Here is a 20,178-nt window from a genome sequence, read left to right as displayed (position 1 = left end):
GAAAAGTATTCAGTGCCAGCGCAACAGCACCAGTTCGGAACAGAACCCCGGCCCCATCGCGATCATCAGGCCCGGACTTCCGCTGGGCGGCGGTTTGGCGATGGTGTCACGCAGCACATGCAATACCGACGCCGACGACAGGTTGCCGATCTCCCCCAGCGAGCGCCAGGTCAATTCCAGCGCTTCCGTTGGCAGATCAAGGGTCTCGGTGATCGCCTCGATGATCTTGGGTCCACCCGGGTGGGTCACCCAGGCACCGACATCGGCGACGTTCAGGCCATGCTCGCCCAGGAACGCGGTGACGTCGTTGCCCAGATACTGCTTGACGACCGCGGCCAGGTCCTTGGACAAGACCAACTCGAACCCGGCCGAGCCGACGTCGTAACCCATGGTGCGCAACGAGTCGGGATAGAGATGGCTGCGCGAGTCGAGGATGGACGGGCCGGCCGCCGCCAGCTGTTCGGCGCGGCGATCCCCGACGCCGACCACCGCTGCCGCGCCGTCAGCAAACAGTGCGCTACCTACCAGTCCGGCTACCGACGGCTTGTACCCGGGGAAGGTCAGCGAGCACAGTTCGACCGCGACCAGTGCTGCGACGCCGTCGGGAGCGCCCCGCAGGTAGTCGTGCAACCGGGCCACCCCCGCCGCGCCGGCCACACAACCCAGCCCGAACAGCGGCACGCGGCGCACGTCGGGACGCAGCCCGACCCGTCCGGCGATCCGGGCGTCCAGCGAAGGCACGGCGAGTCCGGTCACCGTGGTGGTGATGAGCACGTCGAGATCCTCGGGCGCCAGCCCCGCCTCGTCGAGCGCACCCATCAGCGCCTCGACGCCCAGATCCACGGCCTTCTCGATGAAAATCCCGTTGGCCTCGCCGAAGTCGTTGAGTTTCGGGTACTTCTCCAGCGGGAGCACGAGGTGGCGGCTGTTCACTTTCGCGCTGGCGTGCAATTGCCGAACGATGTCTTCATAACCCTCGAAATCGGGAATGTTGACAAAGGTGTCGGTCAGTTCGTGCTGCGAGTAGCGATACGGTGGCAAGGCGCCGAAGACACCTGCGATGACGCTCATTGGTCCCACCCCTTTGATACGAACATCAAGGCCACATTGTTCACCAAGATCGGTCAATCGGATCGCGCAAAGGTCAAAGTTTAGTCCGCCCTAATCCGACCGGCAAAGAAGCAGGACGACACTCAGCGCTGCAGCTGCCCCCGCAGCCCGTCGGCCGCCGAGCGCAACGCGGTGAGTTGCTGGGCAACCTGATTAGGCGCGGTGCCGCCCCGGCGATCACGTGACATGACCGAACCCTCGATGGTCAGCACGTCGCGGACCTGCGGCGTCAAGTCGGTGCTGATCGCGGCCAGCTCGTCGTCGGTGAGCTCTTGCAGCCCGACACCGCGCTGTTCGGCGGTACGCACCGCCGCGCCGGCGGCCTCGTGCGCAGAACGGAACGGAACACCTTGTCGCACAAGCCATTCAGCGATATCTGTGGCGAGTGTGTAACCGGCCGGCGCGAGTGCGGCCATCCGCTCGACATGGAAGGTCAGGCTGCCCACCAGCCCGGCCATCGCCGGCAGCAGCAACTCCAGCTGCAGCACCGAGTCGAACACCGGCTCCTTGTCCTCCTGCAGGTCACGGTTGTAGGCCAACGGCTGGGCTTTGAGCGTGGCCAGCAGCCCCGCCAGGTTGCCGATCAGCCGCCCGGACTTGCCCCTGGCCAGTTCGGCGATGTCGGGGTTCTTTTTCTGGGGCATGATCGAGCTGCCGGTGGACCACGAGTCGTGCAAGCTGACGTAGCCGAACTCCGTCGAACTCCACAAGATGATGTCTTCGGCCAGCCGGGACAGATCGACGGCGATCATCGCGAAGACAAACGCCGCCTCGGCCGCGAAGTCCCGGGCCGCGGTGGCGTCGACCGAGTTGTCGGCGGCGGCGGTGAAGCCAAGGTCGGCGGCGATCGCGTCGGGATCCAGGCCCAGCGACGAGCCGGCCAGCGCGCCCGAGCCGTAGGGCGAGATCGCCGCCCGCTTGTCGAAGTCCACGATGCGGTCCACATCGCGCAGCAACGGCTGCGCATGGGCGAGCAGATGATGCGCCAGCAGGATCGGCTGGGCCGACTGCAGGTGCGTCTTGCCCGGCATGATGTCCGTCGGGTGTGCGGCGGCCTGGTCTGCCAGCGCGGCGACGACGTCGAGCACGCCGTCAGCGACCCGCCGTACCGCGTCGCGCAGCCACATCCGGAACAGGGTCGCCACCTGGTCGTTACGCGACCGCCCGGCCCGCAAGCGGCCACCGAGATCCGCCCCGACGCGGTCGATGAGTCCGCGTTCCAGCGCGGCGTGCACGTCTTCGTCGGAGACCAGTGGACCGAAGCTGCCGTCGGCGACGTCCTCGGCCAGGCTGTCCAGTCCCGCCAGCAAGCCGTCGCGCTGTTCTTCGGTGAGCAGGCCGGCCCGGTAGAGCACCACGGTGTGGGCGCGCGAAGCGATGATGTCGTACGGTGCCAGCACCCAGTCGAAGTGGGTCGATTTGCTCAGCGCGGCCAACGCGTCGGAGGGCCCGCCGGCGAACCGCCCACCCCACAACGACCCCTCGTTGGTGCTCACTTTTTTGTGCCGAGCAGACGCAAAAGCCCCTTTGCGCCCGGCGTGTCGGGGGCTTTTGCGTCTGCTCGCCGGACGACGGTCACCGCAGGTCCCGGCGGGCGGACAGCTTCGACGACAACCCGTGCACGTAGACGAAGCCCTTCGACATGGACTGGTCGAAGGTGTCGCCCTCGTCGTAGGTGGCCAGGTTGAAGTCGTAGAGCGACTCCGCACTGCGCCGCCCGTTGACGGCGATGTGACCGCCGTGCAGGACCAGCCGAATCTCGCCGGTGACGTGCTCCTGGGTCTTGGCGACGAAGCTCTCCAACGCGATCTTCAGCGGCGAGTACCACAGGCCGTCGTATACCAGTTCGGCCCAGCGCTGGTCGGTCTGACGCTTGAACCGGCCCAACTCGCGCTCGAGGGTGACGTGCTCGAGTTCGGCGTGCGCGGTGATCAGCACCATCGCGCCGGGTGCCTCGTAGATCTCGCGACTCTTGATGCCCACCAACCGGTCTTCGACGACATCGAGGCGCCCGACGCCCTGTGCGCCGGCGCGCCGGTTCAGTTCCTCGATGGCCTGCAAAACAGATGTCGACTTGCCGTCGATGGATACCGGCACGCCCTGTTCGAAGCCGACGATCACCTCGTCGGGGGTGTTCCAGTTGACGGTCGGGTCTTCGGTGTAGTCGTAGACGTCTTTGGTAGGCGCATTCCAAAGGTGTTCGAGGAAGCCGGTTTCCACCGCGCGGCCCCACACGTTCTGGTCGATCGAGAACGGCGAGCGTTTGGTGACGTTGATCGGGATGGCGTTCTCCTCGGCGAACGCGATGGCCTTCTCGCGGGTCCAGGCGTAATCGCGGACCGGGGCCAGTACCTCGAGATCGGGTGCCAGCGAAGCGAATCCGACTTCGAACCGAACTTGGTCGTTGCCCTTGCCGGTGCAGCCGTGCGCGACGATGCCGCCGCCGTGCTCGCGTGCCGCGGCGACCAGATGCTTGACGATCAACGGCCGGCTGATGGCCGACACCAGCGGGTAGCGGTCCATGTAGAGCGCGTTGCTGAGGATGGTGGGCAGGCAGTAGCCGTCCGCGAACTCGTCACGGGCGTCGACGACGACGGCTTCGACGGCGCCGCAGTCCAGTGCCCGCTGGCGGACGACCTCCATGTCCTCGCCGCCCTGGCCGAGGTCGATCGCGACGGCGACGACCTCGCGGCCGGTCTCCTTGCCGATCCAGCTGATGGCCACCGAGGTGTCCAGGCCGCCGGAATAGGCCAGGATGACGCGCTCTGACATGAACCAATCTCCTTTATCTGAGGTTCTCGATAGCGGTGGCCAGATCGGCGCCGGTCATCGGCTCACGAGCTGCCACGAACACGGTGTCATCACCGGCGATGGTGCCGACCACGTACGGTAACGCGGCGCGGTCGAGCGCGCTGGCCAGGTAGTGGGCGCCCCCGGGCGGGGTGCGCAACACCGCGAGGTTGGCGCTGGCGTCGGTGGACACCAGCAGCTCGGCGAGCAGCCTGGAAAGCCGTCCGGTACCGCCGGCGACCCCGCGTACCGGGCTGCCGTCCTCGGGGACGACGTAGACGCCGACACCGCCGTCGGCGCCGCGCAGCTTGACCGCGCCCAGTTCCTCGAGATCGCGGGACAGGGTGGCCTGGGTGACCTCGATTCCTTCCGCCGCCAGCAGGGCCGCGAGTTGGCTTTGACTGTGCACCTCCCGGGTGGACAGCATCGCCACGATGCGCGCCTGCCGTCCGGCGCGATTGGCGCTGATCTCCGGTGACGCTTTGGTGTTGCCGTTCGTCATCGTGACCGCTCCAACAGCCAGACCAGCAGCGCCTTCTGCGCGTGCAGTCGATTCTCGGCCTCGTCCCACACCGCGCTGGCCGGCCCGTCCATCACTTCATCGGTGATCTCGTCGCCGCGGTGCGCCGGAAGGCAATGCAGCACAATGGCTTCGGGGTGCGCAAGGTCGAGCAGTCGCTGGTTGATCTGGAACGGCCGGAACGGCTTGACGCGATCCAGGCCGTCGTCTTCCTGTCCCATCGACGTCCAGGTATCGGTCACCAGGACGTCGGCGCCGTCGGCGCCTGAGTCCGGGTCATCGGTCACGGTCAGCTCGGCGCCGGTATCCCGGGCGCGGTGCTCGGTGGCGGCGACTACGCCGGAATCGGGTGTAAACCCTTCCGGTGCAGCGATGGTGACGTGCATGCCGGCGGTCACCGCACCGAGCATCAGCGAGTGAGCCATGTTGTTGCTGCCGTCGCCGAGGTAGGTCAACTTCAAGCCGTGGAGGCTTCCTTTGCGCTCGGCGATCGTCTGCAGGTCGGCCAGCACCTGACAGGGATGGAACTCGTCGGACAGCGCGTTGACGACGGGCACGGTGGCAGCCGAGGCCATGGCGACGAGGCGCTCTTGCCCGAAGGTCCGCCACACGATGGCATCGACGAAGCGGGACAGCACCCGTGCGGTGTCCTCCAAGGACTCGTCGCGGCCCAGTTGGGTGCTGCGTCCGTCGACGACCACGGCATGGCCGCCGAGTTGCGCGATGCCCATCTCGAAGGAGAACCGGGTCCGGGTGGAGTTCTTGTCGAAGATGACCGCCACTCCGCGGGGCCCCTCGAGGGGACGACGGGCGAACGGGTCCTTCTTCAGCTCAGCGGCAAGTTGGAGGACCTCGGCCTGTTCCGCAGCGCTCAGGTCGTCGTCACGCAGGAAATGTCTTGTCATGTCTGTGTTCCCGCCGCGTCGAGGATGCGCGGCAGCGCGGCGACGAAGCCGTCGAGCTGCTGCTCGGCGATGATCAGCGGCGGCGCCAGCCGAATAACGTTGGGCGCGGCCGCGTTCACCAGGTAACCGGCACTTCGGGCGGCTGCCTCGGCGTCTTTGGCGCTCGCGACGGTCAGCACGATCCCCAGCAGCAACCCCCTACCGCGCACGTGGTCGATCAACGGGTGGCCCAGTGATTCGATGCCGTGCCGCAGGGCCTTGCCTTTGACATCGGCACCACGCACCAAGTCGTCGGTGGCCAGCACCTTGAGCACCGCCAGCGCGGCCGCGGTGCAGACAGGGTTGCCGCCGAAGGTGCTGCCGTGCAATCCGGGAGTCAGCAGATCTGCGGCCCGCCCTATCGCGATGCACGCCCCGATCGGCAGCCCACCTCCGAGGCCCTTGGCCAACGTCACCACGTCGGGAGTGATGCCGTCGTGCTGATGGGCGTAAAACGTTCCCGTGCGGCCCATCCCGGTCTGCACCTCGTCGAGCACCAGCAAGGCGCCGTGCCGGGAGGTGATCTCACGCGCGGCCGTCAGGTAGCCCCCGGGAGGGACGACGACACCGCTCTCCCCCATGATCGGTTCGAGAAACACTGCGGCCGTGTCGTCGTCGACCGCGGCTGCCAACGCATCGGCGTCGCCGTATGGGATGTGTGTCACGTTGCCCGGCAGCGGTTGGAATGGCGCCTGTTTGGCGGGCTGTCCGGTGAGCGCCAGGGAACCCATCGTGCGGCCGTGAAACGCCTCCTGTGCCGCAACGAGTTTCGTGCGACCGGTCAGGCGGGTCAACTTGAACGCCACCTCGTTGGCTTCGGTCCCGGAGTTGCAGAAGAACACACGCGCTTGGGCTTCGGCGCCGAGCAGGGCGATCAGTTGCTCGGCCAGCGCGATACCGGGTTCGGTGGCATAGAGGTTGGAGGTGTGCCCCAATGTCGACATCTGTTGTGTGACAGCATCGATGACGGCGGGGTGGCGGTGCCCGAGCACGTTGACGGCGATGCCGCCGAGCAGGTCGACGTAAGTCTTGCCGTCCACGTCGGTCAGCACGGCGCCGTCACCACTAGCCAGCGCCATCGGCGGCGTGCCGTAGTTGTTCATCATGACGGCCTGCCAACGCTGCTGCACCGCTTCGGTTTGCGTCACGCCGACACCACCTTGGTGCCGGTTCCCGCATTCGTGAACAACTCCACCAACACACAGTGCTCGACGCGTCCGTCGATGACGTGTGCGCTAGGCACACCGGCGGTGACGGCCCGCAAGCACGCTTCCACTTTGGGGATCATGCCCGCCTCCAGACGGGGTAACAGTTGGGCCAAGGTGGCCGTGTCGATCTCGCTGACCAACGAAGTTCGGTCCGGCCAGCTGGTGAACAGACCTTCGACATCGGTGAGCATCAGCAGCTTTTCGGCTCCCAGCGCTTCGGCCAGCGCCGCGGCCGCCGTGTCAGCATTGATATTGTGCACCACGCCATCGACGTCAGGCGCCAGCGTCGAGACCACCGGAATCCGCCGTGCGGCAATGAGATCCAACACCGCGGCGGTGTTCACTAGCTCGACGTCACCGACCAGACCGATGTCTGTATCCACGCCGTCGACGGTGACGCTGCGACGCACGGCTGTGAACAGCTGAGCATCTTCACCGGTGATGCCGACCGCGTACGGTCCATGCGCATTGATCAGATTGACCAGTTCCCGGCCTACCTGCCCGAACAACACCATGCGGGCCACGTCGAGCACTTCCGGTGTGGTGACACGGAATCCACCCTTGAAATCACCGTCGATACCCAGCCGACGCAGCATGGCACTGATCTGCGGCCCTCCGCCGTGCACAACCACCGGATGGATGCCACAGTTGCGCAGGAATGCCATGTCGGAGGCAAACGCCCGCCGCAGTGATTCGTCGAGCATGGCGTGCCCACCGTATTTGACGACGACGATCTTGCCGTGCAACTGCTTGAGCCACGGCAGCGCTTCGGCCAACACCTGCGCCTTGACCTGGGTTGACAGCGATTCGGTGGTCTCCGTCATGAGCTGTAGGCCGAATTCTCTTCGACATATCCGTGCGACAGGTCCGTAGTCCGGATGGTGGCGGTGCCGTCGCCGACAGCGAGATCCACCACGATATCGATATCGCTGCCGGTCAGATCGACGTCGCGCGCGCCCGGGGTGCCGACGCCGTCGCGGTAGACGACGAAACCGTTGAAGGACACTGTGATTCGATCGGGTTCCAGGTAGACCGGGGCCAATCCAACGGCGGCCAGGACCCGTCCCCAGTTCGGGTCGGAACCGAACAATGCGGTCTTGACCAGGCTGTCGCGAGCGATCACCCGCGCTGCGGTCACCGCATCGTCTTCTGTGCGAGCACTTTTCACGGTCACGTCGACCCGCTTGGTGACACCCTCGGCGTCCGCCTGCAGCTGAGCGCACAGGTCGTCACAGACCCGCAACACCGCCTCTTCGAGATCCTCTGCCGCCGGGGCGATTTCACTGGCTCCCGAGGAGAGCAGCAGCACGGTGTCGTTGGTCGAGCAGGTTCCGTCGACGTCGAGCCGGTCGAATGTGCGGATGGTGGCGCGTCGCAGCGCTTGCCCGAGGGCGTGGGCGTCGGCCACGGCGTCGGTGGTGATCACGCACAGCATGGTGGCCAGGGACGGCGCCAGCATGCCGGCGCCCTTTGCCATCCCGCCGACGGTCCAGTTGTCTTTGTGGTGCAGTGCAACCTGTTTGGGCACGGTATCTGTGGTCATGATGGCGTGCGCGGCATCGTCGCCGCCGGTAAGGCCACCGTGCATCTCGTGCACCACGTCGCGGACACCGGCCAGTACCTTATCCATCGGCAGCCGGTCGCCGATCAACCCGGTGGAGCACACCGCGACCTCTACGGCGCCGGTCTCGGTTCCCCAGTCCGACAACGCAGTTGCCACTGCTTCAGCGGTCGCGTGGGTGTCTTGGAAGCCACCGGGACCGGTACAGGCGTTGGCGCCACCGGAATTGAGGATCACCGCCCGCAGTCGCCCAGTCGTCAGCACCTGTTGTGTCCACAGCACCGGCGCGGCCTTGACTTTGTTGCGGGTGAGCACCCCCGCCGCCGCATAGTCGGGACCCTCGTTGAAGACCAGCGCCAGGTCGGGCGCACCGGATGCCTTGATGCCGGCCGCGATTCCGGCGGCGCGGAAGCCGGCCGGAGCCGTCACCCCTTGCGCCCGCACCAGCCTCGTGGAGTCGACGGTATCGGTCATGGCGCCACCCCGACGATCGAAAGCCCCTCGCCCTCCGGCCAACCCAGCGCCAGGTTCATCGACTGCACGGCGGCCCCACCGGTGCCTTTGACCAGGTTGTCGATCGCGGCGATCGCCACGAACGTCGCGGCGTCTTCGTCCACCGCGATGGCGATGTGTGCGGCGTTGCTACCGATCACGGACCCGGTGCGGGGCAGCTGCCCGTCAGGCAGCAGATGGACAAAGGGCTCTGCGTCGTAGGCCTTCTCATATGCCGTTCGCAGTTGCGAGATCGGCGCTTGGGTGCGTGCGGTGCACGTCGCCAGGATTCCGCGTGACGTCGGGATGAGCACCGGGGTAAACGACACTGTGACGTTACGGTCGGTCACCGCCCGCAGTCCTTGTGCGATCTCGGGGGTATGCCGGTGGACGCCGCCGACGCTGTAGGCGCGCGCCGATCCGATGACCTCCGCCCCGAGCAGGTCGGCCTTGGCTGTGCGCCCGGCCCCCGAAGTGCCGCTGACGGCGACGATGGTGACTGCGGGCTCGATGAGATCGTCGGCGACCGCAGGCAGGAGGGCCAGCAGTGCCGCCGTCGGATAGCAGCCCGGTACTGCGATACGGCGGGTCCCTTTCAACCGCTCCCGCGCTCCCGGTAGCTCCGGCAGGCCGTAAGGCCAGCTCCCGGAATGCGCAGAGCCATAGAATCGCTCCCATGCCTGAGAATCGGTTAGTCGGAAATCCGCACCGCAGTCGATGACGAGCGTTTCGGGTCCGAGTTGCTCGGCGAGCGCTCCCGAGTGCCCGTGCGGAAGACCGAGGAAGACGACGTCATGACCGCGCAGGACGGCAACCTCGGTGGGTTCGACGACGCGATGAGCCAACGGAACAAGGTGCGGGTGATGCTCGCCGAGCGTGCTGCCGGCGCTGGACGCCGCCGTCACTGATCCGATGACCAGCCGGCCGTCCGAGTAAGAGGGGTGCCCGAGCAGCAGGCGCAGGACCTCGCCGCCCGCGTATCCGGTGGCTCCGGCAACCGCAACCCGTATCGCGTCGACCATCCGGCGATTGTGCATGTTTATGCAGTCGATCGCAAATTCATTCGTTGTGAGCAGATTTTTCGTTCCGCCACATGCGAGGAGGATCGGCGTTATCGTTGTCAAACCGACACGCCGCGGCGTACTGTCCCATTGTGTCGATTTCGCCCCATTCACATCGGAGCAAATGCTCTCGGGCACAACGGTTTTCGGCCAAAAGGTAGGACTGCGGCGGCGATCGCAGACCCTAAGATTCGGGGCCGAAAACTCTTAGAAATAACTGGTTTAAGCGCCCTCCCCTTTGGGGACCTATTGGGCACGTGTTGTCTCAGCGGCGTTCGGGCGTCGCCGAGTCAAGGCTTGTCTATTTGGGTCATCTGGGGAGATGGACATGTCATTTGTTATCGCTGTACCTGCGTTCGTGGAAGCTGCGGCCGACCAGTTGGCCGGTATCGGGTCTTCACTAGTCGAGGTAAGTTCGTCGGCCGTACTCGCCACGACCGAGCTGGCGCCGGCCGCGGCGGACGAGGTATCGACCGCTATCGCGCGGCTGTTTGGCACCTTCGGTAGCGAATACCAGGCCGTCAACGCTCAAGCGGCGGCGTATCACCAGGAGTTCGTCACTCTCCTGACCCGAGGCGCGACGTCCTACGCCGCCGCGGAAGCACTGAATATTTCGGCGCTGTTCAACCTGAACAACATTGCGGCCAACATCGAGATCGGCCTCAACAACGTCGCCGCTGGTTTCCAAGGGGCCCTGAGCGGATCCCTCGGTGGCTTCGGCGGCTCGATCGGAGGTTCCGGGTCTCTGGGCCTGAACGCCGCCACCGCATTGCGGGCTCTCACGGCTCTTCCCAGCCTCGGCGCGGGACTTGCTCTTGAGACTGGTGGCGCATTGGCTTCAGGTCTGGGCACTGGACTGGCGCAGACCGGTCAGGCCATCATCGGCGCCGGCGCGGCCTTCCAGGGCCTGGGGGCAAGCCTGTCGGCATCTGGCGCCGCCTTGAGTGGCCAGGCGAATGCAGCGCTGTCCGCACTCGCGAATGCAGCTCTGGGCGCCAACCTCAATCTGAATCTGTCGGCAAACTTCAGCGGCATCCTCCCCAACCTGGCCGAGCTTGCGGCGACCGGCGGACGACTCATCGGCAACATTTCCGCTGTGCTGACCGGTGGACTGCCCGCGCTCAACGCTGCTGTCACGGGCGGCCTGAATGCCCTGGTCGATTTGGCCGGCGATTTCACCCTGCCGCCGCTGCCCGGGTTCCCCGGCTTCACCTTCCCGCCGCTGAACTTCGGCCTGCCAGGGTTCACCCTGCCCGGCTTCCCCGGACTGGTCCTGCCCGACTTCGGCGCCGCCTTCACCGGCGGCCTCAACGCCCTGGTCGACCTGGCCGGCGACTTCACCCTCCCGCCGCTGCCCGGCTTCCCCGGCTTCACCTTCCCGCCGCTGAACTTCGGCCTCCCAGGCTTCACCCTGCCCGGCTTCCCCGGACTGGTCCTGCCCGACTTGAGTGCGGCGCTGAGCCTTACCCTCAATGCCGGGATCGCGAGCCAACTGGGTGCAGCCCTGTCGGGGTCGCTGAACGGTGGACTCAACGCCCTGGTCGACGCTGGCGAAAGCTTGTCGGCCAGCCTCGGAGCCGGATTGAACGGCTTGACGCGGACCGGCGCGAACGTGGCTGCCAACCTGGTCTCCGCCCTCGGCGGATCCGGTCAAACGGGTATGGCAATAGCCAACATCTGGGTCAACGCCGCGAACGAGATCACCGATGTCCTCGGCGGTGCTCTGGGCGCCAGCTTCGGAGCCGGACTCGCAAGCTTCGGTCAAACTGGTGGAACCTTGGCGTCCACCTTCTCGGGTGCACTGGCCGGACTCTCGCAGACCGGCGGCGCATTCCTGGGATCGCTGGACGACATCGCTCTCAACTTCGCTCTAGCGGGCAACGCCGCGTTGCAGAACCTGCAGCTGGCTCTGCAAGCAGCCCTCAACGCCAGCTTCGGCTTCCAGGTGGGCTAGTAGTCACTGATCCTGATGACGCGGCACCGGCCATTTCGCCGGTGCCGCGTCTCTTTATAGGTTGCGGCGCATTGGCAGGCGACAAGGCGGCGTCCAGACGTTGCGTGCCCGCCGCGAAGAGTCATCAAGCGCCGCAACCGATTCCGCTCACACACCCCGCACTCGGCCTCCGTGCAATCAAATCCGCTGCCTCCCACAGCGATTCATTACCGGAGGCTGCCGTGCGATAAACGCTAGTCCGGCACGCCCGCAGCGGGCTCTGCGTCCTCGTCGAGCAGTTCGATTCGGCATGAGCCGTCAAATGCGTTGGCCCCGTTGGCTCTATCTCGACTAGTTGGTGATCGAGTCGGCGAGTGTCCTAAAGCCGGTGTTCGCCAGCAGCTGGAAAATGCCGCCAAACCTGGTGCCACCCAAAGTCAGGTTGATCGGGATGTTTATGCCAAACAGCTCCAAAGGCACCGTCGCCGTGATGGCATGCGGCGGCACCAGCAGCCCGCTGAACGGCAGATGGGCGACGACCGGAATATTGAGATCACCGAGCACAGGCACAGTGAACGTCACCGGCAGTGGTAGATCCACGATGGCTTCACCGTTGAGCAGACCGTTCAAGATGTATGCAGGCGCGTCGATCACGCCGCCAGCCACCTGGATCGCATTGCCGGTCGCTATGCCGCCCCCGATGACCGTCCCGGCGGTTGCCAACCCGTCGAGCGCCGCGACTGGTGCGCCTGCCACACCGAAGAGAAGCGATAGCGGTAACCCGAAGTTCGCACCGAGTATCAGCGCCGGGGGAATCACGGTTCCGCTGATCGTGGTCGAAACACTGGTATCGGCGAGCGCGGTGAAGAACCGGCCGAAGTTGTTGGGAATCTGGGCGGGTACGGAATCGGCCGGCAGCAGGGTGCTGAATCCGCTGAGATTCTGGCCGGGTAAAGACAGGACCGGGAACAGATCGCCGATCGGTCCGACGAGCTTGATGTCCGCCAGGTTGCTGGTGTCGAATCCGCTCAAGAAGATGTTGAGCACAGCCGAGGTGCCGTCGGTTACCGCGAGGTTGTACTGGCCCGTCGCGATGTCTTGGCTGACCTTGGCCCAGTCGGCCGGGAAGTTCGCTAGGTTCGCCGACAGGTCGCGGCTGAAAGCCGAGAAGGACGTGTTGAGGGTCTGGAAGTTTCCGACCGTACCGCTGACAATGCCGCTGGCAGCAGCTTGGAAGTCGGTTGCCGCGTTACCCGAGGCGAAGTACCCCAGACCGGTCTGCGCGACGAGACCGGGATTCTGCGCCGCGTAGGCGAGTTCGGCGCCGATCTGGGCCCCGTAACCCTGCTGGTTGGCAACGATCTGCCGCAGCAACGGGAACGGGTCAGCGGCAAAAGCATTGCTGAGCGCAGCCAGATTGTTGCCGGTGTTGACGAAGAGTTGCTGCCAGGCACCGCCAATCGGGGGCCGGTGACGACCCCGCCGGTGCTCGGGAACAGTCCGGGGAGCAGCACAGAGCCCAGCCCTTGCAGCTGGCCCGTGAGGAACTGGGCGCCGGTGCCGCCGAGCAGCGCCGATATCCCGGCGCCGAACTGCTGGCCGGCGGCGTTGAAGACCGGGCCGAGCGGTCCGCCGCCGACCAAGGAGGTCAGGATGCCGTTGCCGCCGACGAGCGGTCCCAGCAAACCGCCGGTGCCGCCGAACAGAATCGGGCCCAGCAATCCGCCGCTGCCGCCGAGCAGCCCACCGAGGCCGCCGCCCGTGCTGGCGCCACCGCCCAGGATCGGCCCTAGGATCCCGCCGAGCGGGTCGGCGGCGGCCGCCGAGCCGTTCAGTAGCTGCCTTTCCGCGTTGGCGATCTCGGCGCCGACGTACGCCGCCGCGCCGCTGCTCAACGCACGGACGAACTCGGCGTGAAACGCCGCAGCTTGCGTGTTGACGGCTTGGAATTCTTCGCCGAATCTGCCGAACAGCTGAGATATCGCAGCCGAGATCTCGTCCGAGGCGGCGACAGCAATGCGCGTGGTCGGGGCCGAGAATGCCGCTGCAACCTCACCTAACGAGGAGCCGATGCCTTCCAGCTGTCCGGTTGCCGCCGTAATCCATTCCGGATCGGTGATCACAAACGACACAGCCATCTCCCGTCGACGCCTGATTTACGCCGGGCATGTACCCGGATGCGATGACGGTGAAACGCCAGTGCGGCATTGTTTTTTGACGAGCTAATGAACTAATGGCGCTGCCATTTTGAATTCATTGACACTTACGCGATGGCCGCCGCGAGTTGAGTCGGCGCGTAGCTCAATAGGGCGGGAATGAGACCGCCGGCAGGAGTGCCGGTCAGGACGATGGTGACGGGCACACCCAACACTGAGACCGTCGCGGTGAACGGGCGCAGCGGGGAGAGAATTCCGCCGAGCGGGATGCCGGCCGTCGCAGGCGGCAAGCCCGGCAGCGATAGCGTCAACGGCAGCGTCGCCTCGCCGTTGAGAAAGCCGTCGGCGATGTTGGCCGGGGCCCCGACAAACGCCGCGAACGCGGCCGACGCATTCCCGGCCTGCACCGCACTGAAAAACGTCGTCGTGCTGTCGGCCGCCGCCATCAGCGTGGTGACCGGTGAACCGAGAGCGTTGATCGCCATCACCAACGGCAAACCGAAGGTCATACTCCCGCCCGGTATCGGCGAGACGGTGATCGAGGCCGCGATGGTTGTGTCGGTAAGGCTCTGGATCACGTTGGTCGTGTTCTGCGCGAAATCTCCGGGAATGCTCAAGATCGGCAACAGGTCGCCCAGTGTGCCGACCGGCTTGATGTTCGTGAGATCAGACGTGTCAAGACCGGTGATCAAAGTACCGAGCAACGCCCCGCCGACTGTGCGCACCGCGCCACTCGGGTTGCCCGCCAGTAGTTCTTGGAAGGCGACCGGCAGACTCGGCGGTATCCCGGCTAACCCGATCGAGAAGTCCCTGGCCGCGTTGGTGAGCGATGCCAGGGTCAGCTCGCTGTAGCCGTATTGGTTGGTGAGGAATTGCTGCAGGAAGGGTGCCGGGTTGGCCAGCCAGTTGTTGCTGATGCTTTCCAGGTTCGTCACCGTGTTGTTGATCAGGTCCTGGTAGGGCTCGAAGATGGGGATGCTGCCGCTGACGGCGGCGGCCGCCGCGGCCCCACCGGGCAGGCCGAACAAGGTTTGGCCGGGGTTACCGGCACTCCCGGTGGCCCCCGGTGTAGCGCCGGCTCCACCGCCGCCCCCTGCTCCGCCGTCGCCGCCGACGAGCACCGCGTTGCCGCCGTTGCCGCCCGACCCGCCGGCGCCACCTGTGCCGCCGTTGGTGTGCGCCCCACCTGTGCCGCCGGCGCCGCCGTCGCCTGCACTACCGAGACCGAAAGCATTGCCACCAGCACCACCCACACCACCGGCCCCACCAGGAGTCGAGGCACTGTTCCTAGCCGTAGTTCCACCGGTGCCGCCGGTTCCGCCATCGCCGCCGCTGCCGGCGAACAGCCCGCCCGCGCCGCCCTGGCCGCCGGCTCCGCCGCGCCCGCCGGAACCCCCGGTAAGAGTGCTGGAATTGGTGTTGTTCCCACCCGTCCCGCCGGCGCCGCCGGCCCCCCCGTCGCCGAACAGGCTGGCGTTGCCGCCCGCACCGCCGGCGCCGCCGGCACCGGCACCCGTTGCCGCCGTGTTGTTGGCGCCCGCGCCACCGGCACCCCCAGCACCACCGGCGCCGAACAGCAGGCCGGCATTGCCGCCGGCCCCGCCGACCCCACCGGTTTGGCTGGCCAGCAGCGACGTCGAGCCGGTGCCGCCGACCCCGCCGTCACCGCCGAAGCCCAACAGTCCGACGTTGCCGCCCGCACCGCCCGCCGCGCTGTTGGTGCCGCCGGCCGATCCGCCGTCGCCGCCGCGGCCGACGAAGGTGTTCCCGCCCGCTCCGCCCGCGCCCGCGCTGCTCGACCCGCCATCACCGCCTTCGCCGAAGAACGCATTGCCGCCGACACCGCCGGCACCGGTCGTGCTGGAACCACCGGCGCCACCGTTGCCGACGAACCCACCGTCCGCGCCGGCTGCACCTGTTCCGACGCCACCGGCGCCGCCGTTGCCGTAGAACAGTCCGGCGCGGCCCGCAGCGCCACCGCTCGGCCCTGCGCCGCCGTCTCCGCCGTTGCCGAAGAACACGGCATTGCCGCCGGCTCCGGCAGCGCCTGCGCCGCCGCTTGCCCCGCCGATGCCGCCGTTGCCGTAGAACAACCCACCCCGGCCACCGCTACCGCCCGCACCGGCTGCGCCGCCTCCGGCCCCGCCGGCGCCGCCGTTGCCGAACAGACCCGCGGCTCCACCGTTGCCGCCGGTTCCGCCATTCGGTCCCCCGGCACCGCCTGTGCCACCGTTGCCGTACAAGATGCCGCCGGGCGCGCCGTCTCCGCCGCGTCCGGCCAAAACCCCGGCGGCCCCGTCGGCGCCGTCGCCGATCAGCGGGCGCCCGAGCAGCGCCTCGGCGGGTGCGTTCACCGCGGCGGCCAACGCCTGGGTGGCATTCGCAGCCTCGGCGGCCGCATAGGAGGCAGCGCCCGCGTTCAACGTCTGCACGAACTGGGCGTGAAACGCCGTCGCCTGTGCACTCAGCGTCTGGAATTGTTGGCCATAACTGCCGAACAATTGCGAAATTGCGGTCGACACCTCGTCTGCCGCAGCGGCGGCCAATCCGGTCGTCGGACCCGCCGCAGCGGCGGCGGCGTCACCGAGTGCGTTACGAAGTACGGCCAAATTGTCAGCGGCGACCGTGACCAGATCCGGTGTGGTAGCTAAGAACGACATTTTCAGCTTCCCTCGCTTCTGGCAAAGTGCACCTGAATCAGGTCAGGGTGAAACGCAGCCTAAGTCCAACTCTCACAAACGCGGGGCCGATTTGCCGCGATTGGCACCATTACAGATAACTGGACCGGCCTTATCACCCTGCTGCCTGAAACGCCGGTGCCAGCGGCAAGCCGAGTGAGCCGGCAGGACGTTTTCAGCTACGCAGTACCGCGCCGACCCGCTCGGCGGCGAAGCGAACCGCGGCGTCGCGGGCCGCGCTGGCGTCGTCTTCGGTCAGTGTCCGGTCGGGGGCGCGAAACCGCAGCGCGAACGTCAGCGACTTGCGGTCCTCGCCTATCTGGGCTCCGGCGTACACGTCGAACAGTTGGATGTGTTCGAGCAACTCCCCGGCCCCTTCGCGGACGGCGTCCTCTACCGCTTGGGCGGGCACGTCATCGGGCACCACCAGGCTGACGTCCTGGAACACCGCCGGGAACGGGGACACCCGCGGTGCCGGCAGCACTCCCGCTATCGGTAGCGCGTCCAGGTTCAACTCGATGGCGCACGTGCCTTTCGGCAGGCCGGCGCGCTCGATCACAGCCGGATGCAACTGCCCGGCGTGCCCGATCAACGTGTCGGCGATCAGTACCTCGGCGCACCGGCCCGGATGCCACGGCAGGTACTGCGTCGCCCGGAAGACGACCTCGACGCCGCTGGCGCGCGCGACGACCCGCACCGCCTCGAACGCATCGGCGGCCTCCACGGGCCGGCCCGCCCCCCACGGACCGCGCGGCTCGCGCAGTCCGGCCAGCACCGCTGCCAGATGCTGCGGTTGGCGCGGCAAGGACGCGTCCAGTGTGGCGATCTCGGCGTCGGTGGGTCGGCGGTCGACCGGGATCAACTCGACGCCGCGGGTCTGTTCGGTCGGCTGGACCACCTGCGCAATCGCGAACAGCGCGGCATCGCCTAAACCGCGGGATACGTTGCGCCCCAGCGCTTCCAGCAGGGCTGGCAACAGTGTGGTGGCCAGCTGCGGACGGTCGGCTTCCAGCGGATTGACCACGTTGGTGGTATTGCGGCGGGGATCGTCGGCGGGCAGGCCCCAGACGTCGAACACCCCGGCCGGCAGGAACGGCGTCGGCAGGATCTCGACGTAGCCGGACAGCGCCAGCGATTTGCCGACCGCGCGGCGACGCCGCTGCTGGGGCGTGAGTCCGCGACCCGCCGGCGCTGCCGGCAGCACCGACGGGATGACTTCGAGACCCTCGAGCCGCAGCACCTCCTCGACCAAGTCGGCGGGCTGCACCAGATCCGGGCGCCAACTCGGCGGCGTGACGGTCAGAGTGGCTTCGTCCGACTCCACCTGCGCACCGATCTGGGCCAGTCGCCGGGCCGTGGTGCCCGCGGGGTAGGACACGCCGGCGAAGCGGTCCGGCAGGTCGGGGGGAATCCGGATCGGCGAGCCGGCCCAATCCGAGACCGAGGTGCCGACCGGGGGATCACCGCGCCAGTCGGTCAAGGTGGGTTCGGCAGTGCCCCCGGCGATGTCGACCAGCAACCGCGCGCAGCGATCCAGCACGGCCACCGAGATCGCGGGGTCGACGGCGCGCTCGTAACGGCGGGCGGCCTCGCTGGGCAGATGGAGTCGGCGCTGGGTGCGCGAGATCGCGGCCGGGTTCCACACCGCCGCTTCCAACAGGACGTCGGTGGAGTCGGCGCGCACCTCGGTGCTGGCCGCGCCCATGACGCCGCCGATCGCCGTCGTCGCGACCTCGTCGACGATGAGGACATCGACGGGTTCGAGCTTGCGTTCGATGTCGTCGAGGGTGACGACGGTCTCGCCGGGACGGGCGAAGCGCACCGCGAAGCCCCCGGTGATGCGCGCCCGGTCGTGAGCGTGCATCGGGTGACCGAGCTCGAGCATGACGTAGTTGGTGACGTCGACGGCCGGTGCGGTAGCGCGGATTCCGCACAACAGCAGTCGTCGCTGCAGCCACCACGGCGACACCGCGGCGGGGTCGATCCCGGTGACCGGACGCAGCGCGAAACGGCGCACACCGGTGTCGGGGTCCACCACCAGTGGCCAGGCCTCGCCGTCGGCCGGCAACGGCGAAACCGAAGCCGGGTCGACGAAATCGAGGTCGTACGCGCAGGCGATCTCGCGGGCCAGGCCGCGCACCGACATGGCATACCCGCGGTCCGGCGTGATGGCCAAGTGAAAGACCACGTCGTCCAGGCCGAGTACTGCGGCACCATCGACCCCGGGCTCGGCGGTTCCCGGTGGCAGCACCAGAATTCCGGAATGGTCTGTGCCCAAGCCGAGTTCGGCTGCCGAACAGATCATGCCGTTGGAGTTGCGCCCGTAGGTTTTACGGGCGGCAATGGTGAAGTTCCCGGGCAGGGTGGCCCCGGGAAGCGCCACGATGACCAGGTCGCCCACCGCGAAATTTGTTGCACCACAGACGATTTCCTGATCCTCGTCGCCGCCGACGTCGACAAGGCACGCGCGGATGGGCTTCTTGAACCCGGTGAGTTCTTCGATCTCGGACACTCGGCCCACCCGCAGCGGCCCCTCGGCCGGACCCAACGCGAGCACCTCTTCGACCTCGTGCCCCACCCGCACCAGCGCCTGCCCGAGTTCGTCGGGGCTGACATCCCAGTCCGGGGCACCGGCGCGGACCACCTCGCGCAGCCAGCTGTACGGGACGCGCATCAGGCGCCCACCCCGAACGGCAGGGAGAACCGCACGTCGCCTTCGACCATGTCACGCATGTCCGGAATTCCGTTGCGGAACTGCAAGGTTCGCTCCAGTCCCATCCCGAACGCGAAGCCGGAGTAGACATCGGGATCGATCCCGGCGGCCCGCAACACATTCGGGTGCACCATGCCGCAGCCGCCCCACTCCACCCAGTCCGCGCCGCCCTTCTTGTTGGCAAACCACACGTCGACCTCGGCGGAGGGTTCGGTGAACGGAAAGAAGTGCGGGCGCATCCGGGTCCGGGCCAGCGCACCGAACTCCGCGCGCGCGAACGCGTCCAGGGTGCCGCGCAGATGCGCCATGGTCAGCCCGCGGTCCACCGCGAGTCCCTCCACCTGGTGGAAGACCGGGGTGTGGGTGGCGTCGAGTTCGTCGGTACGGAAGGTGCGCCCGATCGAGATGATGTAAACCGGCAACTCGCGTTCCAGCAGCGTCCGCACCTGCACCGGCGAGGTGTGGGTGCGCAGCAACTGCCGGGAGCCTTCCGGCGCGATGTAGAAGGTGTCCTGCTCGCTGCGCGCGGGATGGTCGGGCGGGAAGTTCAGCGCGTCGAAGTTGAACTGTTCGGTCTCGACCTCCGGGCCCTCGGCAAGTTCCCAACCCATCGCGACGAACGTGTCGGCGATGCGCTCGGCCAGGATCGTGATCGGATGCCGCGCGCCGGTCGGTTGCCGGGTTGACGGCAGCGTGACGTCGATGCGTTCGGCGACCAGCACCGCCGCGTCGCGCTCGGCACGCAGCACCGCGAGGCGTTCGTCGTAGCAGCGCTGAGCCTCACCGCGGGCAACGTTGACCCGCTTGCCCGCGTCGGCGCGCTCGTCCTTGGGCAAAGCGCCGAGTGCTTGGCGGGCCAGCGCCAGGGGCGACCGGTCACCGAGGTACTCGGTCTTGGTGTGCGCGAGCGCTTCCAGACTGTCGGCGCGTGCGATGGCCTGCCGGGCGGCCTCGACCGCTTGGGTCAACGCTTCCGGCGACAGATCGACGGGTTGATCACCCACGCGGCGGC

The 20,178-nt window shown here is 67.2% G+C and carries 15 protein-coding genes and 1 pseudogene; 2 read left to right on the top strand and 14 right to left on the bottom strand.

From position 1 onward, the window contains the following. Nucleotides 1-9: 9 nt before the first annotated feature. The 9 genes from AC5Y46_RS02380 to argC form a co-directional block, all read right to left on the bottom strand. Nucleotides 10-1,071 (bottom strand): type III polyketide synthase, encoded by a 1,062-nt coding sequence (locus tag AC5Y46_RS02380; protein ID WP_499989946.1) that lies wholly within the window; start codon nucleotides 1,069-1,071, stop codon nucleotides 10-12. Nucleotides 1,072-1,193: 122 nt separating this feature from the next. Further along, entirely contained in the window at nucleotides 1,194-2,606 is a 1,413-nt protein-coding gene (gene argH, locus AC5Y46_RS02375; protein ID WP_499942827.1) for an argininosuccinate lyase, read from the bottom strand. Between the two features lie 79 nt (nucleotides 2,607-2,685). Next, nucleotides 2,686-3,882 (bottom strand): argininosuccinate synthase, encoded by a 1,197-nt coding sequence (locus tag AC5Y46_RS02370; protein ID WP_499989945.1) that lies wholly within the window; start codon nucleotides 3,880-3,882, stop codon nucleotides 2,686-2,688. Between the two features lie 13 nt (nucleotides 3,883-3,895). Then, complete coding sequence (locus AC5Y46_RS02365) at nucleotides 3,896-4,402, bottom strand: arginine repressor (RefSeq protein ID WP_499942831.1); 507 nt, start codon at nucleotides 4,400-4,402, stop codon at nucleotides 3,896-3,898. Next, complete coding sequence (argF, locus tag AC5Y46_RS02360) at nucleotides 4,399-5,325, bottom strand: ornithine carbamoyltransferase (protein ID WP_499989944.1); 927 nt, start codon at nucleotides 5,323-5,325, stop codon at nucleotides 4,399-4,401. Before argF ends, AC5Y46_RS02365 begins: the two co-directional genes overlap by 4 nt. Continuing rightward, entirely contained in the window at nucleotides 5,322-6,512 is a 1,191-nt protein-coding gene (locus AC5Y46_RS02355; protein ID WP_499989943.1) for an acetylornithine transaminase, read from the bottom strand. Before AC5Y46_RS02355 ends, argF begins: the two co-directional genes overlap by 4 nt. Beyond that, nucleotides 6,509-7,396 (bottom strand): acetylglutamate kinase, encoded by an 888-nt coding sequence (gene argB / locus AC5Y46_RS02350; protein ID WP_499989942.1) that lies wholly within the window; start codon nucleotides 7,394-7,396, stop codon nucleotides 6,509-6,511. Before argB ends, AC5Y46_RS02355 begins: the two co-directional genes overlap by 4 nt. Next, the gene (gene argJ / locus AC5Y46_RS02345; RefSeq protein ID WP_499989941.1) at nucleotides 7,393-8,607 is read right to left on the bottom strand and encodes a bifunctional glutamate N-acetyltransferase/amino-acid acetyltransferase ArgJ; all 1,215 of its coding nucleotides are present in this window, start codon (nucleotides 8,605-8,607) and stop codon (nucleotides 7,393-7,395) included. The genes argB and argJ overlap by 4 nt, the downstream gene beginning before the upstream one ends. After that, on the bottom strand, nucleotides 8,604-9,647 hold the full coding sequence (gene argC, locus AC5Y46_RS02340; protein WP_499989940.1) for an N-acetyl-gamma-glutamyl-phosphate reductase: 1,044 nt from the start codon (nucleotides 9,645-9,647) through the stop codon (nucleotides 8,604-8,606). The genes argJ and argC overlap by 4 nt, the downstream gene beginning before the upstream one ends. A 367-nt stretch (nucleotides 9,648-10,014) precedes the next feature. Here argC and AC5Y46_RS02335 point away from each other — a divergent pair, with 367 nt between their 5' ends. Next, nucleotides 10,015-11,640 (top strand): PE family protein, encoded by a 1,626-nt coding sequence (locus tag AC5Y46_RS02335; RefSeq protein WP_499989939.1) that lies wholly within the window; start codon nucleotides 10,015-10,017, stop codon nucleotides 11,638-11,640. Between the two features lie 330 nt (nucleotides 11,641-11,970). Here AC5Y46_RS02335 and AC5Y46_RS02330 read toward each other — a convergent pair whose 3' ends face one another. Continuing rightward, nucleotides 11,971-12,993: a hypothetical protein gene (locus AC5Y46_RS02330; RefSeq protein ID WP_499989938.1), complete on the bottom strand. Its 1,023-nt coding sequence runs from the start codon at nucleotides 12,991-12,993 to the stop codon at nucleotides 11,971-11,973. Nucleotides 12,994-13,145: 152 nt separating this feature from the next. Here AC5Y46_RS02330 and AC5Y46_RS02325 point away from each other — a divergent pair, with 152 nt between their 5' ends. Beyond that, nucleotides 13,146-13,412 carry a hypothetical protein gene (locus AC5Y46_RS02325; protein WP_499989979.1) on the top strand — a complete coding sequence of 89 codons (267 nt, stop codon included), beginning with the start codon at nucleotides 13,146-13,148 and terminating at the stop codon, nucleotides 13,410-13,412. Nucleotides 13,413-13,529: 117 nt separating this feature from the next. Here the strand turns inward: AC5Y46_RS02325 and AC5Y46_RS02320 are convergent. From AC5Y46_RS02320 to pheS, 4 genes and pseudogenes are all read right to left on the bottom strand, one after another. Next, nucleotides 13,530-13,757, bottom strand: a pseudogene (locus AC5Y46_RS02320) (PE family protein); the annotation flags it as partial. A gap of 125 nt (nucleotides 13,758-13,882) precedes the next feature. Further along, nucleotides 13,883-16,435 carry a PE family protein gene (locus AC5Y46_RS02315; protein ID WP_499944245.1) on the bottom strand — a complete coding sequence of 851 codons (2,553 nt, stop codon included), beginning with the start codon at nucleotides 16,433-16,435 and terminating at the stop codon, nucleotides 13,883-13,885. Between the two features lie 193 nt (nucleotides 16,436-16,628). Continuing rightward, nucleotides 16,629-19,127 carry a phenylalanine--tRNA ligase subunit beta gene (pheT, locus tag AC5Y46_RS02310; protein ID WP_499989937.1) on the bottom strand — a complete coding sequence of 833 codons (2,499 nt, stop codon included), beginning with the start codon at nucleotides 19,125-19,127 and terminating at the stop codon, nucleotides 16,629-16,631. After that, nucleotides 19,127-20,170 (bottom strand): phenylalanine--tRNA ligase subunit alpha, encoded by a 1,044-nt coding sequence (gene pheS / locus AC5Y46_RS02305; RefSeq protein WP_499989936.1) that lies wholly within the window; start codon nucleotides 20,168-20,170, stop codon nucleotides 19,127-19,129. Before pheS ends, pheT begins: the two co-directional genes overlap by 1 nt. Nucleotides 20,171-20,178 lie beyond the last annotated feature (8 nt).

This window comes from Mycobacterium sp. NGS59 (assembly GCF_059812345.1).
Note: the sequence above shows the minus strand (reverse complement) of the source record. Positions and strands in the feature narration are given on the sequence as shown.